The 18633-nt window shown below is 62.3% G+C and carries 14 protein-coding genes and 1 pseudogene; 1 reads left to right on the top strand and 14 read right to left on the bottom strand.

Going from position 1 to position 18633, the window contains the following annotated elements; all coding sequences use genetic code 11:
• The 5 genes from SE91_RS37190 to SE91_RS21550 all read right to left on the bottom strand — a co-directional run.
• The coding region (locus SE91_RS37190; RefSeq protein WP_197489493.1) for a hypothetical protein at nt 1-1812 on the bottom strand (1812 nt) is incomplete at its 3' end.
• Nucleotides 1813-1847: 35 nt separating this feature from the next.
• Entirely contained in the window at nt 1848-2855 is a 1008-nt protein-coding gene (locus SE91_RS21535) for a LamG-like jellyroll fold domain-containing protein (RefSeq protein WP_008550324.1), read from the bottom strand.
• A 122-nt stretch (nt 2856-2977) separates the two neighbouring features.
• Nucleotides 2978-4609 (bottom strand): hypothetical protein, encoded by a 1632-nt coding sequence (locus SE91_RS21540; protein WP_156489711.1) that lies wholly within the window; start codon nt 4607-4609, stop codon nt 2978-2980.
• 482 nt (nt 4610-5091) lie between these two features.
• Nucleotides 5092-5433 carry a PilZ domain-containing protein gene (locus tag SE91_RS35445; protein WP_193409774.1) on the bottom strand — a complete coding sequence of 114 codons (342 nt, stop codon included), beginning with the start codon at nt 5431-5433 and terminating at the stop codon, nt 5092-5094.
• 910 nt (nt 5434-6343) lie between these two features.
• On the bottom strand, nt 6344-8428 hold the full coding sequence (locus SE91_RS21550) for a Vgb family protein (protein WP_061849025.1): 2085 nt from the start codon (nt 8426-8428) through the stop codon (nt 6344-6346).
• 261 nt (nt 8429-8689) lie between these two features.
• Here SE91_RS21550 and SE91_RS36430 point away from each other — a divergent pair, with 261 nt between their 5' ends.
• Nucleotides 8690-8800, top strand: a complete 111-nt coding sequence (locus SE91_RS36430; protein ID WP_008550332.1) for a Spy/CpxP family protein refolding chaperone — start codon at nt 8690-8692, stop codon at nt 8798-8800.
• An 18-nt stretch (nt 8801-8818) separates the two neighbouring features.
• On the opposite strand, the pseudogene SE91_RS21555 reads toward SE91_RS36430, so the two are convergent.
• The 9 genes and pseudogenes from SE91_RS21555 to SE91_RS21595 form a co-directional block, all read right to left on the bottom strand.
• Nucleotides 8819-9683: pseudogene (locus SE91_RS21555) on the bottom strand (sugar phosphate isomerase/epimerase family protein).
• A complete protein-coding gene (locus SE91_RS21560) occupies nt 9683-10873 on the bottom strand; it encodes a dihydrodipicolinate synthase family protein (RefSeq protein ID WP_061849026.1) in 1191 nt (396 codons plus the stop codon). Before SE91_RS21560 ends, SE91_RS21555 begins: the two are co-directional and overlap by 1 nt.
• Nucleotides 10874-11014: 141 nt before the next feature.
• Nucleotides 11015-12166: a Gfo/Idh/MocA family protein gene (locus SE91_RS21565; protein WP_061849027.1), complete on the bottom strand. Its 1152-nt coding sequence runs from the start codon at nt 12164-12166 to the stop codon at nt 11015-11017.
• Nucleotides 12163-13563 carry an enolase-like domain-containing protein gene (locus SE91_RS21570; protein ID WP_061851231.1) on the bottom strand — a complete coding sequence of 467 codons (1401 nt, stop codon included), beginning with the start codon at nt 13561-13563 and terminating at the stop codon, nt 12163-12165. Before SE91_RS21570 ends, SE91_RS21565 begins: the two co-directional genes overlap by 4 nt.
• 126 nt (nt 13564-13689) lie before the next feature.
• Nucleotides 13690-14520: an ABC transporter ATP-binding protein gene (locus SE91_RS21575; protein ID WP_061849028.1), complete on the bottom strand. Its 831-nt coding sequence runs from the start codon at nt 14518-14520 to the stop codon at nt 13690-13692.
• Between the two features lie 14 nt (nt 14521-14534).
• Nucleotides 14535-15527: an ABC transporter substrate-binding protein gene (locus tag SE91_RS21580; protein ID WP_061849029.1), complete on the bottom strand. Its 993-nt coding sequence runs from the start codon at nt 15525-15527 to the stop codon at nt 14535-14537.
• Between the two features lie 73 nt (nt 15528-15600).
• Nucleotides 15601-16410 (bottom strand): ABC transporter permease, encoded by an 810-nt coding sequence (locus SE91_RS21585; RefSeq protein ID WP_061849030.1) that lies wholly within the window; start codon nt 16408-16410, stop codon nt 15601-15603.
• A gap of 295 nt (nt 16411-16705) precedes the next feature.
• A complete protein-coding gene (locus SE91_RS21590) occupies nt 16706-17413 on the bottom strand; it encodes a TetR/AcrR family transcriptional regulator (RefSeq protein ID WP_197489494.1) in 708 nt (235 codons plus the stop codon).
• 218 nt (nt 17414-17631) lie between these two features.
• A complete protein-coding gene (locus SE91_RS21595) occupies nt 17632-18480 on the bottom strand; it encodes a VOC family protein (RefSeq protein ID WP_061849032.1) in 849 nt (282 codons plus the stop codon).
• Between the last annotated feature and the right edge of the window lie 153 nt (nt 18481-18633).

Here is an 18633-nt window from a genome sequence, read left to right on the forward strand (position 1 = left end):
GGTCGTTGCCGTGACACCGCCTTTCGCAAAACAAACATTAACGGCGTCGGCATCGTCCTTGACAAAGGTGTCGCCTGCCACGCCGCCAACCTGCACGGTAATGACTTTGCCGGGCGTGTAGGTCAGATTTTCCGCCCGGCTGTAGGCTCCGCCGCCGCCGCCGCCACACGACTGCTCCAAAGCGCCGCGGCCGCTGCCGCCACCACCGATGCATTCGATGGAGTTGCTGTTATTGTTCCAGTCGAGAGGAACGGTCCATGCTGTCGTCCCGGTCTGCAGGGGTACAACCTTGCGCTCCCCTAAAACAGGCGGCGGCGGCGGGGGCGAATTCTTCGGCGCGCGAACCAACTCGTCAAAAAACATGCGCCAGAAATTCGGGAACTTCATCCCGGCGCGGCGCAACTGCGGGTCGCGCTCGACGCGCGGACCCCACCGGCCAGTGTAGCCATGCACGTTGGAGCTGACATCATCGGACCATAGAATCTGGCTGTCGCGGTCGACGCTTGAATCATAGCGTCGCGACTCGAACTGAAGATTGTCTTTGCTCCGCCACTCCTTTGATCTTTCTTGCGCGACCCCAGGCGGGCGCAGCCCGGCCGGGTGCACCACCGTCCCATTGGTGCTGAGCGCATCGGTGAGGGGACCGGGTGCTCCGCGCCCAGGCGGGAAGCTGGTGTCAAATTCGTCAAAATCCGGCGCAGCCCCAACTGCAAGTTCGGCCAACCCCACGAACAATCCGATGACCGCACCAACTGGCGCTCCCCCAAATTGTGCGGCGGCGGCTGCCCCGGCCAGGATCTTGGCCGCGAGGACAGCGAACCAGTCGGGCTGTGTCGATTCACTCAAGGGGGCCTGAGGGGCCTCTGCCCTGCCGCAGGAATTACGCGACGGATCCGCGTCCGTCAGCGGCACAACCGGTTCAGCCGTCTCCCCGAACAGGTACATGGCGTGGCTGCCTCCTGCGATGACCAGGCGAGCATGGGACATATCTACCGTCAGCTGCGGCCAGGGAAAGACTCGCATGCCAACGCGCACTTCCTTGTCCTGCTGCCGAATCACGCCGACGTTGCGCCGAGTTATTCCCGCCCATTTCGGCTCGAAGGCGCCGGCCGCCGTGGGCTTGTCGAGCAGCACGGCGAAGCAGTGCCACTCCCCCGCGAAGCTTCCAAATTTATCGGCCTCGGGCACATTCTCGCAACCGCCCAGGCCCTCATCATGTCCGGGATAGAACAGATAGTAGCATATCAGCGCCGGAATCTTCAGCTCCGGCGCGCGGCCCGGAGAACCTGCGGTGAGGCTCGCAAAATCATTACCACCGCTTTGCTTCAGCAATGTCCAGAGTTGCTCGAGGCGCCCGGAGTCAAAGAATTCGGCATGATACCAGAAGCGGCTGTTTTCGAGCGAGCCGTTGTAGACCTCTGCAATCTTGTCAAGATTTGCGAAGCTATCTGGAGGAGGGTCGGACGAACCTGCCGGCCTCCAGCCTTCGAGCGCGAGAAAACATTCTTTGTCCTTCGGCGTTTCGAGGAAATCATAGGTGCTCCCCGTTTTTTTGCCCAGAAAAACTGAACCTTCGCCCCCTTCGCCCTCGATTGCGCTGATCTTGCCCGCTTCAATCGCGGCGTTGCCGCCCCAAGTGCTCCGCGTATCGAACGGATCGCTCGCCTTCCACAATTCGCAGCGCTCCAGGTAGCGTTTGGCGTCGCTGGGGAAGAAGCGCTCTTTCGGTTGGTCTGCGGGCCCATCGTAAAAGAATAAAATCGGTTCATAGTCGCGGATCAACTTCAGCTGCGCTGCAGTCGGTGGAGGCATCGGCCGGTTCTCCCTTCGAGCGGCTCACGCCGTACTCATCGTGGCGCAATCAGCACCCCAATCAGGCGCTTGAACTGGGGATCGCATTCCGGTGACGGTAGCGCGTCGGTCAATGTCGCCAAGCAGGGATCACCGAACAGTTCCAGCAAATCCGCGTTCGAGATCAAGTTCTCGGCTGCGAGCCAGTCGCGCATGCGGGCGAAAAGCGCCTGCATCTGAGGGCTATCGACGTGGCCGCCGAACCACAAATCGCGGTACTGGCGGCACATCTCCCTGAACTCGGCAATCTTGTCATCGCTTTTCTGCGCCAATTTCTCCAGGAAGTTTCGCTGCAAGCCGGACACGAGCTGAACAATCCATTCTGCGCACTTCGGATTATCGCGCAGTGACTTGTTGAGCTCGCGCAGGAATTCGGCCCAGCAAGCCGCAAGCGCGCTGTCGAACGGGCGAGCTAGAAATTGCTTTGTCATCGATGCCGGATCGCGGCGCCAGATCCGCACGCTGGCGATATCGCCCCGCATATGGCGGGCTGAGGCTCCGATCCTGTTGCCGATGAGGATGCCTTTGGCTCCTACTGGCGGGACCAGACCATGTAGGATGCGCGTGGCGCTTCCGCCGGCGGAGCCAGGGCCAGGGCCCAGTGTGCTATAGCCGACTGCGAGCGCGTTGAAGCCATCGTGGCGAAACGTGAGCCGCACCCAGCGGTCGGCCGGGATGCTGATCGAGAGCGACATTCCTGAAACCTCGCCGGTGAGGTCGCCATTATCGGAGCTGACGCGAAAACTGTTATCGGCATCGATCAAAGTGCCGGAAGCCTGCGCGAGAAAGCGTGCCGTGACCTCAACGCCGATGGCATCGAGTGAGCCCCAAGGATCGCTCGGACGCCGCGGTATCGCGATCTGGCTGGCGGGTGACGAGAACCGCAACGCGCTGACGTCCGCGAGGGGGGTGACGCCCGAGCTGATGCCATTGCTGCCCCATGGCGACCGATCGGCGGCGATGTCGGCCCACTGGTAACGATGATCGCAGATCAATTGCCACACGTCCCGGCCCTTCGCGTTGGTATTAGCATGTAAGGCGACACAACAGCAGCAGGCCAGTCACGGCTCTAGCGATGGCCATTTCTTGCGTTAGCCGCTTCGCAAGCGGATCGTTGCGGGGCGTTCTACATCCCGAAAATGAAGTCGGCAGCGTTTAGGACGTTGACCTGAACGCCGGCAAGTACCAGCGTATCGTTATTATCGAGGCGAATGACCACGTCCCCGCGAGTATTCTGTCGTATCGCATCCTGTAGTTCGCCGAAATCCGAGAAGAACGCCGACACGTCAATTGTATCCCCGCTCGCGTCACCCGCTATAAAATCCGCAACGCCCGTCCTACCAGAACCGTTTTCGACGAAAACCAAGTCAGCGCCCTCACCGAGAAACAAATTGCCCGCAAGGACGCTTCCTTTCGCAAAAACGAACGTATCATCGCCGCCGCTCAATTCGACATTCCCGACGATGCGGCCGCGATTGATAACCGTCTCTTGGCCATCGCCACCGACTATCGCGGTGTTCACGCCGCGAACAAGGCCAGAATTTGCGAGTTGCGACGACATGCCTTCGGCAGGCAGACCCTCGCGTTCCAAGACGTTTAGCTCGACCGCCGCCGACGCGGCATCCCCGCTCTCGATCACGCCCGAACGGGTGTTCTCCAGCAGCACGTCGTCGCCGGACACGAGCACGCCCGCCGCCCGGAATACGCCGTGGACTTCGCTGTCAAATGTTTCACCATCCGCTTTGATTCGACCGCTGTTGGTGAGGTGATGACCATCTCCGATCAGGACAATGCCCGCAGCCCCGTCGCCACGGGTTTCGATAATGCCTCGGTTAGTGATCTCACCGTTCCCAGCAGCAATGAACCCGAATCGACCCACACCGATAGCGATGCCGAATGCGATGTCACCCTCGGTTGTGATACGGCCGGCGTTAAGAACATCGGAATCGAGGCCGGGCAATTGAAGTGGGCCGCCGCCACGCGCCGCCATACCAGTGGCCAAAGTCCCTTCCGTCTCTATTAATCCAAAATTACTGATCTCCTGGTTATTCCCGAAGCCTCCCATCCCGGCGCTTTCATCGCCGGTAACGCGGATGACACCTCGGTTCGTGATGTGCGTGTTTTCCAGTACGCCCTGGATGCCGACCATAACGGTACCATTGATAAAGATGCGCCCGAGATTGACGGCTGCGGCATCCGCGCCGCGTGCAAACATGGCTGCATTGTCGGAGCCACCGGCCGATATCAAACCTGCATTGATTGACGTCGCATTGTCACCAATGGAAGCAATCAAAGATGAGTTAAAGGAGGTGCATTCAACGTGACCGTAGTTGATGATGGTGCCGTCTGCGCCGACACCTGAGAGACCGGTGGCGGACTCGCCCTCGACGCGAACGGTGCCAAAATTCGCGATATGGAACCGGTCTCCGATTGTGACCACGCCTTCAGAGAAAGCCTCGTCGCCTTCGACATTCGGATCGGGATCGAAAAATCCGCCGCGCGTTACCACCGTGCCGCAATTCTCAATGCTGACGTCATTGCCAGTCCCGAGGATGCCGGCGGCGCCAAGACCGCCGGTCTCTATCCGCGCGAAATTGCGGATCGTTAAATTGTCGGCGCGGGCAAAGATGCCGTCCGCGAGATCGCCCGTTGTCGTCAGCTTCCCGAAGTTCAAAACGCGCTCACCTTCCGTGGTCGTCGTCAGGGCATCTTGGTTGTACCCGGACGTGAAACGGCTTCTAACATTGACAATTGCCATTTTTTCCTCTCCTCCCATTAGCGCGGTAATGGGGTCTTTGAGGACCGCTGCGATGCAGGCACCACTTGGGTGCATCGTTCTGCTTCTTCGACTTGAGATCGGAGATCTTCGAGTTCCGAGAGTTTGGCGGCGAGTTCCTTCAGCCGTTGGGCAAAGGAAATCGTGCGGCCGTCTTGCATCAAGGCCACTCCCTTATTGGGATCAGTCAGTCCGGAATACGCCGGCCGTTCGATTTCAGAAAGAAATGCCCTAGCTTTGTTGGTAGCGCGAGGACGCTTTGGATCTCTTGATGTAGCTCAAGGAAACTATTCAGCTCCCTCAGGGGCTCTCTGGCAGGGCGAGGCTTCCGGCGGGCGCCGGACTAGGACCTCCAGCTTCGGGGTCATAAGCTGACGTATCGACGGAAAGGCGCCGCCCGCGGAAGTGGCTGGTCCATATGACCGCCTCGTCAGCACACGGGCGGAGGCGCTGACCACACCAAGTCAAGGGCCGCCTGCCGGCCCACGATCCAGCGATCGTGTCGCGCCATGCTTGCGGGTTCGCCGAAAATCATTCGCCGGTTTCGGCGAACGACGACGCAGGAGGAAACAAACGCCGCAAAGCGTCACCTTTCGCCACGCAACCCGGCAGATGAAGATTCCGGAATGTCCGTCGAAGGACAGCACAAACTCATTCGCAAATACATAGTATGGCGTGGAGATACAGGCCCCCAAGGTGCTCATGTCGCGCACCACGCATGGGTGCGTCCCGCGAATTCCATCAAATGACAGCCGCGCGGCCCGGTTGACCGGTATCCGCTCCATTGCCCGACGTTCGATCATCATGGCGAGATCTCCAGGTGAGAAGGCTACTTCCCATTGAACGACCGCGGCGATTGCGATCGCATTCCCTGAATTCCCGCCCGCCGAACCGGGAAGACGGCAGCATCCGCCACGTTGGTTCGCCCAAGGCACGCTAACAAGCAGTCATGCTGTCCTTTTGCAATTGGATCGAGGCTGAAGGTTAATTCGGACTTCTGACATTTCAAAGCAACCGGTCAGCTTGCGCGGGATGCCGCCTTTGACGCGGAAATGCAAGATCCGGCAAACATGCTCAATTGACTCGTCTGACGACAGCCAACTGTTCTTGACTGGATGGTCTAAAGCGTCTGCTGCGGGTCCAATCGTTACCGGATCGGGCCGGCAGTAAGTCCGAGCAATGTCCACTCTGCCGCTGAAAGCGGAAGTAAATTCAGGGGGGCCATGTCGACGGCCGCCAAGCTGGTCGAACCCGCCCCCGATGGGTTCTATCCCACGCTGAGCAGCGAGCGGGAGGCGCGCTTCAACACGCCGCAACAGGTCGCAAGCCCGTGAGAGCAGCGCGCGTCCGCCCTGTCAACTGAGGCGGTCTCCCTCTTCCGCGTTACCATTGTGGCGGACGCAGGGGCCTAAAGTCAGGCAGGCAGGCGATCGCTTGTTCCAGCTCTCTTGCGATAGCACTGTAGCGCGTAAGCGTCCGCGCATAGACGTCGCGCTTGAGCGGGCTCCTTGCTGCCTGTTGAAGGCGCTCGCACTCAGCCATTTGCACGCGGAGCAGTTCTAGATGGGCCAGCATCTCTTTCATGGACAGCTAATCTATCCCACATCAGCTTTGGTTCAACGGCGAACTTGGACAAGCGCCAGGGCAAGCCACGAGAACGTCGGATGAGGTCCGGCAATGGGTCCCCACAAGCTAATCAGCAGCTTACCAGATCGCTTACCAGCGTCGCATTTGACTGCCGATCACAGGTGTTCTCACGGGTTTTGCCAAGCCAAAGAACACCACGAAGGCGTTGCCGCCGCAGCGCGTTGAAAGGGTTTCGTCAGGGGTCTTCGTCAGACAAACCTCATCCATAAGATCGATATTGTTGGCGGCCCAGACATTTCCGGCTGGGTCGACGACAACACCGGTCAGGAATTGCATGCCCTTGCCTGCGTAGCCGGTCTTGGGTGGAGAGATCGGGTCGCCCGTCTTGAAACCGGGAGGGCATGTCTCGGTCCTGACGCCGCAAAGCTGCGTCAGCGTTTTGCCGAAGCCGTTCGCAACCCATACGTGGTCATTGCCATCGACGGTGATGCCCCAGGGCCCGCTGATGCTCCCTCCACCGTCGAACGACGGGGCGGTCCCGTGGTTGCCATCCGGACGTATCATGCTGACGCTGCCGCCGGGAAACTCCTCGATAATGCGGACCAGGGCGATGAACTTTTCCACCGTCTCGTCACCGCCGCCCGCCGGCTTCAGTTTGCTTTCCAGGCTGCTTCGCAGCTTCATCCGGAGCAGGTCCAGCTTTTCCTTGATGCTCGGCTCGCCCAACACATTTGCGACCCAAGCGTTGCCTTGGCTGTCGATCGCGATGGCATGGGGACTGTAACCGACCTTCAATTCTTCGGCCTTGCCGGGATCATTCGCCGGGAAGCGAGTCACCGTGTTGGAGTTGGAGTTGGAAACCAGGACCCGGCCCTGCAGATCGAACGCGACGTGGAAAGGCCCTTTCACCTGGCAGGTGCCGTCGACCGGCTTGTCGTCGACGGTGCGGCACAGGATGCGCGCTTGAGCCGGATCGCCCTTCGGGATGTGGACGATCTGGCTCTTGCTTGAATCCAGCGCCCAGACATCACCATCCGGCGTCGTGTTGACGCCCTGCATTCCACCGAGTTGTCCATTCAGATTGTAACCGGTCGATGGGGAGAGCGGCTTTCCGGTTTTGTCAAACACCGAAATCGTCTTACCGCCGATGCTGGTCACCCACACCTTGCCGTCACCTGCGATGGTAAGACCCCAGCCCGGAAAGTCCACGCCGCCGCCGGTAAAGCCGGTCGTCATCGGCGAGATAGGGCGGCCGTTCGGGGCGAGCGCGGAGAGCGTACCGCCGATGCCGCCGAACATGGTCGATTGCGAGCCTGCCATCTGATTGTTTGCCGCCCAGGCGTTGCCATCGCCGTCGATACCGATGCCGCCGAGGCCGTTCAAACCGCCACCTGCGTATCGCAGTGCGATCGTCCATGTGCCGGGAGCGAACAGGAGGTAGGGCCGGAACGGAACGGCACGCGAGCCTGGCCCCTCCCGTCCAGCCGGATAGAAATGGTCCAACAGCGCAAACAGTTTTGCAGGCTGATTCCAGGGATGCAGCGCTATCGCCTGCGCCGCGGTCAATGTATCGGTGGGAGCAGACTTTCCCGGCGGCGTCGAGGCGGCAAACAACCTTTCGCAGGCGTCCGCCTGCACGCGCGTGATGCAACCCGCCAGCAAGCCACCCAAGGTGTTCAACACAGCCAGAGAGGTGGTTTGCGTGCTGTTCAGTGGATCCTGGACCACCGTGCCCCATCCGCCGGTCGTGAGGTCTACCAGGTTAGGCACATTGCCCGCGGCGATCTTCAGGCCAAGCGCATGGCCGCTAAGCGCTTCACCTTTGAGGAATTGCGCGCCCGTCCATACCGATGCCACGGTCGTGAGTTCGTTGATGGTCGCTTCCTTCGGTGCGGTGGTGCCCAACGTTGTCATCAGCGCGATAGCCGGGTTCGGTCCATGGGAGCCGCCAATCTTGGGCTCTCCACCCTTGGCAGTCAGGTAGAGCACACCGCCGCCAGCCTTCTCGGTGTCGAACTGCAAGCGAAAAGCGCCATCGTCGCCCGTGCTTGTTTCCGACAGCTTGGTGGGGGCGCCCTCGCCCGCTGCCCATAGCGTCACCGTCGACGTTGCGATAGGACCACCGCCGCCATTGACCTTCCCAAGAAGCTGCTGGGCCGAGGCGTGGCCGACGGTCAGCGCGACTAAAGTGAAGGCAAGAAATGGTACGCGCATGGCGTCTCCTCGCACGATGGCAATGAGCAGGTGTTCCGCTGGAAAATTCAGTCCGGCGTGTGGTGATGGCAGGTCGTCCGTATCCTGCACTGTCTAAAAACAAATCCTTGACGTAGATCAAAGCGGCTTTTGGCTCAGAGCAGCTCTCCGCCGCATCGCCGTGGATGTCCGCTTGGGGTCAATCGCGACCGGATCGGGCTGGCAGTAAGTCCGAGCAGAGTCTGTTCTGCCACTGAAAAGCGGAAGTAAATTCAGGGGGCCATGCTGACGGCCGCCAAGCTGGTCGAACCCACCCTGGTCGAGTTCTATGCCACGCTGAGCAGCGAGCAGAAGGCGCGCTTCAAGACGCTGCAACATGTCGCAAGCCCGTGAGAACGGCAGCCGAGAAACCTACACCACCGTCTTATGCCGCGTGATGCAGGTGCGGAGCACCTCGTCCATCGACCTGCCCCACCAGTCGTTGGAGAAGATCTCGATCTCGGAGTAACCGGCAAAACCCTGCGCTTCGACCGCCTGACGCACCGATTTGATGTCGATGACGCCATCACCCATCATGCCGCGATCGTTGAGGATGTCCTTGGTCGGCACCAGCCAGTCGCAGACATGGAAGGCGAGCAGGCGATCCTTGCCGGCGCGCGCGATCTGCCCCATCAGCTCGGGGTCCCACCAGATGTGATAGACATCGAGCGCGACGCCGAGCATGCCGGTGCGATCGGGGTCGAGCCGGTCGCAGATGTCGAGCGCCTGTTTGGTGGTGTTGACGCAGGCGCGGTCGGCCGCATAGGCCGGATGCAGGGGCTCGATGGCGAGCGGCAGCTTTGCCTGTCTGGCGTAATCGAGCATCTCGGCGAGCGCGTCTTCGACCTGCCCGCGCGCCGCCGCGATATCCTTCGAGACATCGCTGCCCGGCCGCGAATATTGCGGCAGGCCGCCAACGACGAGGACGATGCAGGGTGCGCCCAGCGCCTTGGCTTCGTCGACGCAGCGCCTGTTGTCGTCGCGCACCTCGCCCCGGCGCGAAGCGTCCGACGTGAACATGCCGCCGCGGCAATAGCCTGAGAGGATCGAGACCGGCATCGCGCACCGCACGCGCGGCACGGTCGAGACCGACGGTTACGACCTGGTCGCGCCAGGGATCGATGGCGCGAATGCCATGCTTCGCAGAGGCATCGATGATCTCGACGAGGTCACCCTGCTTGCGGACGGTCGCCGTGTTCAGCGACAGCCAGCGGTGGTCGGACGAGAAATCGCGCATCAGGATTCGATACCGTGGGTGGCGAGCACGGTCTTCATCCGCTGCGTCGCGAGTTCAGGATTGGCGAGCAGGCCGGCCTGGTCGGCCAGACGGAACAGCTCGGCGAGGTGCAGGGTGGAGCGTGTGCTCTCCTGTCCGCCGACCATGGTGAAATGGTCCTGGTGACCGTTCAAATACGCCATGAACACGACACCAGTCTTATAGAAGCGCGTCGGTGCCTTGAAGATGTGGCGCGACAGCGGCACGGTCGGCCCCAACACGTCGTGGAAGCCGGCCTCGTCCCCGGCCGCCAGCCGCGACAGCGCGTAGGACGCCGCCGGCGCGATGGCATCGAAGATGCCGAGCAGCGCATGGGAAAAGCCCTGCTCGTCGCCGGCGATCAGCTCCGCATAATTGAAGTCGTCGCCGGTATACATCTTGATGCGCTTGTCGAGGCGGCGGCGCATGTCGATCTCGCGCTGCTTGTCCAGCAGCGAGACCTTGACGCCGTCGACCTTGGCAGCATTGCTGTTGATGATGGCCACCGCCGTATCCATCGCCTTGTCGAGGTCTTTGGTGCCCCAGTATCCCGTCAGCGCGGGATCGAACATGTCGCCGAGCCAGTGGATGATCACGGGGTCGCGAACCTGCGACAGCACGCGGTCGTAGACCTTGGCGTAGTCGTCGGCATTGCGGCCGAGCTTGGCCAGCGCGCGCGAGGCCATCAGGATGATGCGGCCGCCGACCTTCTCGACCGCCGAGATCTGTTCTTCGTAGGCGCGGATCACGTCGTCGAGGCTCCTGGCATCCTCTACGGCGAGATGGTCGGTGCCGGCGCCGGAGAATACCAGCGCGTTGCGGCGCTTGGCAGCGCTGACCGAACGCGTGATCAGCTCCAGCGAGGTCGGCCAGTCCAGGCCCATGCCGCGCTGTGCGGTGTCCATGGCTTCGGCGACGCCGAGGCCGAGGTCCCAGACGTGCTCGCGGAACGCAATGGTCTTGTCCCAGTCGACCGCGACCGAGAGCCAGGGATCGTTGTCGGCGAAGGGATCGGCGACGGTGTGCACGGCCGAGAACGCGATGCGGTTCAGCGGGCCCTCGAGCTTTGCGGGGAACGTGCGCGAGGCCGCGAGCCGGTAGGTCTCGATCGACCGATCGGCTTTCGGCAGTTTGAGCGACAATGACGACATGGGTTGGACTGGCTTGTTCATGACTTCAGACCTCTCCCCGTCATCGCGAGCGAAGCGAAGCGAAGCAATCCAGGGTGCCTCCGCGGCAACAGTCTGGATTGCTTCGTCGCTTCGCTCCTCGCAATGACGGCTTGGTAAACATCGGGGCTTATCCAATCGACCTCACGCCTTGATCGGGGCGACGTCGATCCAGCGCCGCTCCTTCCAGCTCTTGAGCGCACATTCGGCGAGCTGCACGCCCTTGGCGCCTTCGAGCAGCGTGAACTTGTAGGGCGCATCCTCGTAGACGTGGCGGATGAACATCTCCCACTGCTCCCTAAAGCCGTTGTCGTAGGTGACGTTGTCGGGCAGCTTCTGCCAATCGCCGTAGAAATCGTGCAGCCGCTTCTCATCGGGATTCCAGACCGGCCTCGGAGTAGCCTGCCGCGCCTGGATCATGCAGTCGGTGAGGCCCGCGACCGCCGAGCCGTGGGTGCCGTCGACCTGGAAGGTGACGAGGTCGTCGCGATAGACGCGCGTCACCCAGGACATGTTGATGTGGGCGATGATGCCACCTTCGAGTTGGAACGTCGCGTAGGCGGAATCATCCGCGGTCGCCTTGTACTTCTTGCCCTGCTCGTCATAGCGCTCGGGGATGTCGGTGTTGCCGATGCAGACCACGCTCTGGACGTTGCCGAAAAGGTTGTCGAGCACGTAGCGCCAATGGCAGATCATGTCCAAGATGATGCCGCCGCCGTCCTCGTCGCGGTAGTTCCAGGATGGCCGCTGCGCCTCCTGCCAGCCGCCTTCGAACACCCAATAGCCGAACTCGCCGCGCACCGAGAGAATGCGGCCGAAGAAGCCGGAATCGCGCAGGAAGGCGATTTTCTTCAGGCCGGGCAGGAATAGCTTGTCCTGCACCGTGCCGTGCTTGACGCCCTTGGTATTCGCAAGCTTCACGACCTCGACGGCTTCCTCGAAATTCGTCGCGATCGGCTTTTCGCAATAGACATGCTTGCCTGCGTTGATCGCCTGCGTCAGCAGGCCGGGGCGCGCCTGCGTGGTCGCGGCGTCGAAGAACATGGTGTCGTTCTTGTCGGCGAGCGCGGCATCGAGATCGGTGGTCCAGCGCGTGATGTTGAAGCGCTTGGCGAGCCCCTCGACCTTGTCGGCGCTGCGGCCGACCAGGATCGGATCGGGCATCACGCGGTCGCCGTTCTTTAGGCGGACGCCGCCCTGGTCTCGGATCGCGACGATCGAGCGGATCAGATGCTGGTTGAGCCCCATACGGCCGGTGACGCCGTTCATGATGAGGCCGAGGCGTTGGGTGGTCATGCCAGTTGCTCCTGAAGTGATCTTGGCTGTTCGAGCGGGTTCAGCGCCGACCAGTCCGGATGGACCGAGGTGGCAAAGCCCGCCGTGTGAAGCGATCCCGTCAGGAGATCGCCATTGTGAATCTTGAGGCGGATGCCCTGCCCGGCATCGGCGTAGAGATCCGGATGCGCGGCAGCGAATGCCGTAGCTTCCGCGGCAGGCGTGTCGCCGAAGCCGTCGACATAATGATGGCCGTTGCGTTCGGCATGGGTGACGCCGATGAAGGCGCCGAGCGCGAGGTCCTGCTGCACGGCGAGGCCGGCCTGGCAGGTGAGGTCCTCGCCGGTCACGAAGAAGCTCTCCCCTTCCGCGCTCCATTTCGCCGCGCGCGTCGCGTTGACGAGGGACTTGTAGAGACCCTTGCAGGACTTCGACGAGATGCCGCGATAGCCGAGTGCCCGCGCCGCCGGAAAAGCATCGTAGGAATCGTCGGCCTCGTCGATGATGAAGCCATGCCCGACCAAAGCGCCGAGCGGCGATTGCCGCGTGATGTCGCGCGGCATCGGCTGCTCGACATAGAGCAGGCGCGTGGCGATCGGGCGCAGCGCGGAATCATGATCGAGGCGATCCATCAGCGCCTGCAACGCCGCGAGGTCGGCGTACTGCTCGTTGGCGTCGAGCGTCACCTTGTAGTCATGTCCCAGCGTAGCGAGCTCCTTGCCAATGCGGGCGAGCCGCACCGCATCGGCCGTGGGATCGCCCGATAGCTTGAGCTTGAAGTAACGCGCGCCAGCGTTCTCGCGCGGATCGGCAACGCCGCCCTCGCCTTCGACGGCATCATCAAGGCCGACGGTGTGTCTGATGGCAACGCGCCCCAGCGGCATCCGGCTGGAGAGAAACGTCCTGATGTCCCTCTCGCTCAGGTCAGGAGAAAGCCGCGCATCGACGTCGGCGATATTTCCGGTCATCCCGTCGAAGAAATTGGTCTCGGCGGCGCGCAGCAGCGCATCGAGGACCGCCTTGTCGATCTCGGCCGGGCCGTAAGCCGCTGCGAGCGGCGGAATGTTCTTCTTCGCACAGGTCGCGACCTGGGCACCGATGCACGAGGCGTGCAGATCGAATGCAGTCTGATATCCGGTGCGTGCCAGATAGAGCCCGCGCGCGATTTCGAGCGACCGCCGCAAGCCGTCGACGGTCTGCGCCGGCGACAGCTCCGGCCGCTTGTCGAACCATTTCGGCACCAGCAGCTCGGCGCTCGCGCCGATCGCGACGCCCCGGCCCTCGACCTCGATCTCGGCCCGCACGAACAGCTGCGGCGTCGCGTTGATCGTGATCGCGCCGAACCGGAACGGCCGCGCGAACTGCACGGGACGTTCGAAGAAGGCGATATCTCGCAGCTTCAGGCGCAATGGCGTGATCCTGAGAAAGTCGTCATGCCCGGGCTTGTCCCGGCCATCCACGTTCTTTGTTGCACGGAGCAAGACGTGGATGGCCGGGTCAAGCCCGGCCATGACGCTCTAAAATTTCGAGCTAGCTCCATTGCCTTAATCCAATGCACCTTGCGAGAAGAAATGCTTGCGGATGCGTTGCACCAGTTCGGTGAAGACCGGATCTGCCATCACGTCGAGCGAGCGCGGGCGCGGCAGGGGCACATCGTAGATCGCGGCGATCGCGCCGGGGCGCTCAGTCATGACCAGCACGCGGTCGGCCAGGAAGACGGCTTCGGGAATCGAATGCGTGATCAAGAGCACCGTCTTCTTCGTCTCGCGCTGGATCCGCATCAGCTCGACATTCATGCGTTCGCGCGTCAGCGCATCGAGCGCGCCGAACGGCTCGTCCATCAGCATGATCTTGGGATCGTGCACCAGCGCCCGGCAGATCGAGGCGCGTTGCTGCATGCCGCCGGAGAGCTGCCAGGGCAGCTTCTTCTCGAAGCCTTCGAGCCCAACCAGCTTCAACAGCGACTGGGCGCGTTCGAGATATTGTTGTCGCGGCAGCCGCTTCATGTCGATCGGCAGCATCACGTTGTTGAGGATGTTGCGCCATGGCAGCAGCAACGCGTTCTGGAACACGATGCCGACATTGCCGTGCGGCTTCGTCACCTTCTCGCCCTCGACCAGGACCTCGCCTGATGTCGGCGGCAGCAATCCCGAGATCAGCTTGAGCAGGGTAGACTTGCCGCAGCCGCTCGGGCCGACCACGACGAAGAACTCGCCGTCATTGATGTGGAAGTCGAGCGGACGCAGCGACGGCACGTCGCCATCGCGCGTCCGGTATGTCTTCGACACGCCCGACAGCTTGATGCCCGACGCATCGCCGACAGCCCGGTCGCTCACCAGTCTCAGATGCGCGGCCGGCTGCGCGGTTTCACTCATGACAGCCGCAGGTTTCACGAGCCGCTCTTCGGCAGATAATCGTTGGTGTAAAAGGCCTTCGGGTTCTCCTTGGCCTTGGCGTCGAGACCGCCATATTCGACCATCAGATTGACCGAGTCGGTCATGTTCTGGTCGGTGACCTGGAACGGCCGCTTGCTCTTGGTCTCCGCGGTCCGGTAGAGCGGAATGGTCAGCTCAAAGCCCTGGGTCAGCGTGTCGATCTTGCCGCCCTTGGGGTTGGCATCGAGGATCGCCTGCGCCGCCGCCTTCGGCTCCTTCTCGGCCGCTTCGACCGCCTTGGTGGTCGCCGACATGAAGCGGCGGACCAGATCGGCATTGGCCTTCACATAGTCGGTGTTGGCGATGACGCCCGAGGACACCATGTTGATGCCGTAGTCGGCGAACTTGATCGGATAGACGTCCTTGCCGGTGGCGTCCTTGATCTTCATCGACTGGTCCATGACGTAGCCGAGCAGGAGATCAGCCTGGCCGTTGATGACGGCATTCAGCTTGGTCTGGCCGTCGCCGGCCACCGTCTTGAAGTCGCTTTCCTTCAGGCCGGTCTTCTTCAGGAACAGCGGCCAGATCTGGGTCATGGAGTCGGCTGGCGTAATCGCCACCGTCTTGCCCTTGATGTCCTCGGGCTTCCTGATGTTCTTGTCGGCGAAGCCCATTGCGGACATCGGCGAGGTCTGGAGCAGCACGCCGGTCGCAACCACCGGCGCGCCCTTGATGGCGGCGCGCATCATGGTGGGGACGTCGACATAGCCGAAGTCCGCGGTCTTGGCGGCGACGGCCTGCGTGGTCGCAGCCGAGCCGCGGCCTTCCTGGATCTCGAGGTCGATGCCCTCCGACGCATAGATGCCCTTGGCCTTGCCGTAATAGAACGGCGCGTGCTCGCCATAGACGTACCAGTTCAGCATCAGCACGACCTTGTCGGCCGCCTGCGCCGGGATCGCCGCGAAGCTCATCAGCACCGCCGAGACAGCCCCTATCCACCGCTTCATCGTCACTCTCCCTTTGCCGTTGTTGTGTCGGCCGTTGGTGGCCGTTCGTTGCTTCACTTCAGAGCCGAAATGCTCACGAGGCGAAAATCACGTCCTCGCGCTGGCTGACGTGCCAGGGAATGACCAGCTTCTCGATCCGGTCGACGACCCAGAACAGGACCACGCCGAGCAGTGCGAGGATCACCAGCGCCGCGAACATGGTCGGCAGGTCGAACGTGCCGATCGAGCGCTGCATGACGTAGCCGATGCCGGAATTGGAGCCGACGAATTCGCCGACGACGGCACCGACCACGGCGAGCGTCACCGAGACTTTGAGGCCTGAGAAGATCGCCGGCAGCGCATGCGGCAGGTTCACCGCGCGAAACACCTGAAAGCGGCTGCCCTGCATGGCGCGGGCGAGATCGACCATGTCAGGATCAACCGATTTGAAGCCCTGCACGGCGGAGACCACCACGGGGAAGAAGCCGAGCAGGAAGGCCGAAATCACCTTGGGAATGATGCCGAAGCCGAACCAGACCACGAACAGCGGCGCGATGGCGATCTTCGGCACGGATTGCGAGAACACCAGCAGCGGATAGACGTAGCTCTCCACCGTCTTGGAGCCCGCGATCAGCATCGCCACGGGAATGCCGAACAGCGCCGACAGCAGGAAGCCGCACACGGTCGCATAGGTGGTCGGCCAGGACTGCCGCAGCAACTCCGGCCATTCGGTACGCAGCACGGCGACGACGTCGAGCGGCGACGGGATCTGGTAGGCGGGGATCTTGAACAGTCGGATCGCGAGATCCCAGGCGACGACGATGAAGACGAGGAACAAGAACGGCCGAACCCAGGCTGCATTCAGCAGCTTGGAAACAGCGTTTTGCGGCTTGGGCTCGGCCAATTTTCACTCCCGGCAGTCTTCTTCGTTGTGGGGAGAAATTAACTCGTTGGATAAATACTGTCCAGAGCTTTCCCTGTGGCGTTTTGCGGCGGTTCCGGAGGATCTGGAAGTCGAATTGGGACGGATGAGGATGGCATGGCGCTCTTCGCGCCTGCCCTCGGTGTCATTCCCCGCGAAGGCGGGGAATCCAGTACGCCGTGGCCTCTCGGTTCAACAATAACTGCCTCTGGAATACTGGATTGCCCGCCTTCGCGGGCAATGACGGCAGAGATTGTGGAAGCGGGTGCCCAAACCGCTACACCGTCTGCACCACACCCGCGCGCGCCTTCGGCGCCTTCGCGATCTCGAACAGCGCCATCGACTGCCCTGTCAACGCGGCCAGCACGATGCCGACCATGTGGGCGAGGCGCTCGTCCTTGGCGTCCTTGGCGAGCAGATCGCGGCCGAAGATCACGCTGAGCGTCGCCGAGTTCGAGAGGTAGAAGAAGCAGAGACCTGCGATGGAGATGTAGAGCTGCACCGGATCGACCGCGACCTGGAAGTCGCCGCTGTCGACGCCGCGGCGCACCACGGTGCGGATCATCTCGACGAAGGGCGAGTGCATCGACTTGACCTTGGTCGACTTCTTCAGGTGCTTGGCGCGCGCGAGGTTCTCGGTCTGGAGCAGCGACAGGAATTCGGGATTGCGCAGGAAGTAGTTCCAGGTGAACTCGATCAGCCGCCTGATCGCCTCGGCCGGCTCGAGATGTTCGAGATCGAGCCCCCGCTCCTCGCTGCGGATCTTGTCATAGGCGCCTTCGAGCACGGCGAGATAGAGCTCGTCCTTGTTGCCGACGTGATAGTACAGCATGCGCTTGTTGGCACCGGCTTTCGCCGCGATGCGGTCGACGCGCGCACCGGCCAGGCCATGCGCGGAAAACTCCTGCTTGGCGGCTTCGAGAATGCGCAGCCGCATCCCCTCGGGGTCACGCTGCCATTTCAGAGTTCGCTTTGCTGTCGCCAAACCGGTTGCTCGCTGGATGCTCTAGGAGGCATGTAACATGTGGGCGGGCGTTTGAGAACGATCTCGTACCCCGGACGCAGCGCAGCGCTTCAGCGGTGCGCTGCAGAGCCGGGGCCCAAGCCTCGAAGTGCGAGGTCGCGGCCTTGTGGGTCTCGGCTCTGCGCAGCAACGCAAGAGCGTTGCAGCGCGTCCGGGACACGGATGGATAGAGCGCCTTCCTAATCCACCGGCTTCGGCGAGCGCTCCAGCAGCACGGTCGGGATGCCGCAGGTGCCGCTGCGCACCGTCATGATGCGCGTGCCCGGCTTGCGGCCGTTACGGATCTCGGAGACGTCGAGTCCGCCCGCGATCAGCCGGGCGCGGGTGGCGTCGATGTTGGCGACGCGCCAGCTCAGACCCCAGAGGCGGTCATGCGCGAGGTCGCCGCCTGCCACCGGCCGGCGCACCACCTCGACGATGAGGTCGCCACAACGGAAGAACATCAGCTGGCCCCAATCGTGGTGCGAGCGATCGAGCGCCAGATCGAGTCCGAGCCGTGCGCCATAGAGCGCGGCGGCGCGGTCGGAGTCCTCGGTCGTGACCACGACATGGTCGAGCGCCTCGATCGGCGCGATGTCGGTTGTGACCGATTTGGGACGCTCGTCGGCGAGCTCGAGGAAGAACATGCGCACACCGCGCGTGAGCTCCGTGGCCGCACGCGTACGCTTCCAGTGCAGCACGGCCTCGGTGACGGCATCGCTGCTTTCGACCTCGGCGATCGGGTCCGGCCTCAAAGCCACGCGATCCAACCGGCGATGCATCTTGCCGATGTCTGCGACACGAAAGCACAGGCTGGCGAGCACGCCTTCCTGGTCGTCGAGCAGCGCGCGCATGCGGTCGGCGGTGACGCTGAAACCGTTCGGCGCCATCAGCTCGATCGTCATGTTGTCGAGGGTGAACAGCACCCGGTCGGTGCCCTCGCCGGAGTTCTGCCAGGCCGGCGCGCGAGCGAGCAGCGTCTGATAGGCCGCCCTGGCTGCACCGATATTCCGGACCAGAACGACGACGTGATCGAGGCCGGTGATCATCTCTTCCCCCTTGATCGACCCTTGATTGACTCGGGAACCCCTCAGGCCGAAAGACGGCGTTTGTCCGGGCTTGGCATTAGCCTGCCATGGTCGTATTCCGGCAATATGCTGACCTCAAGCGCTTCGGGGCGGTTTTGCGGATAATTTCAGCGT

Origin of the sequence: Bradyrhizobium sp. DOA1 (genome assembly GCF_001593325.1) — a bacterium.
GTDB lineage: Bacteria > Pseudomonadota > Alphaproteobacteria > Rhizobiales > Xanthobacteraceae > Bradyrhizobium.

What these genes read in the sequence shown, in the direction of transcription:
- SE91_RS21575 (WP_061849028.1), bottom strand. Translation starts at nt 14,520, where the DNA reads ATGAGTGAAACCGCGCAGCCGGCCGCGCATCTGAGACTGGTGAGCGAC.
- SE91_RS21565 (WP_061849027.1), bottom strand. Translation starts at nt 12,166, where the DNA reads ATGACCACCCAACGCCTCGGCCTCATCATGAACGGCGTCACCGGCCGT.
- SE91_RS21540 (WP_156489711.1), bottom strand. Translation starts at nt 4,609, where the DNA reads ATGGCAATTGTCAATGTTAGAAGCCGTTTCACGTCCGGGTACAACCAA.
- SE91_RS21580 (WP_061849029.1), bottom strand. Translation starts at nt 15,527, where the DNA reads ATGAAGCGGTGGATAGGGGCTGTCTCGGCGGTGCTGATGAGCTTCGCG.
- SE91_RS35445 (WP_193409774.1), bottom strand. Translation starts at nt 5,433, where the DNA reads ATGATGATCGAACGTCGGGCAATGGAGCGGATACCGGTCAACCGGGCC.
- SE91_RS36430 (WP_008550332.1), top strand. Translation starts at nt 8,690, where the DNA reads ATGCTGACGGCCGCCAAGCTGGTCGAACCCACCCTGGTCGAGTTCTAT.
- SE91_RS21550 (WP_061849025.1), bottom strand. Translation starts at nt 8,428, where the DNA reads ATGCGCGTACCATTTCTTGCCTTCACTTTAGTCGCGCTGACCGTCGGC.
- SE91_RS21595 (WP_061849032.1), bottom strand. Translation starts at nt 18,480, where the DNA reads ATGATCACCGGCCTCGATCACGTCGTCGTTCTGGTCCGGAATATCGGT.
- SE91_RS21560 (WP_061849026.1), bottom strand. Translation starts at nt 10,873, where the DNA reads ATGAACAAGCCAGTCCAACCCATGTCGTCATTGTCGCTCAAACTGCCG.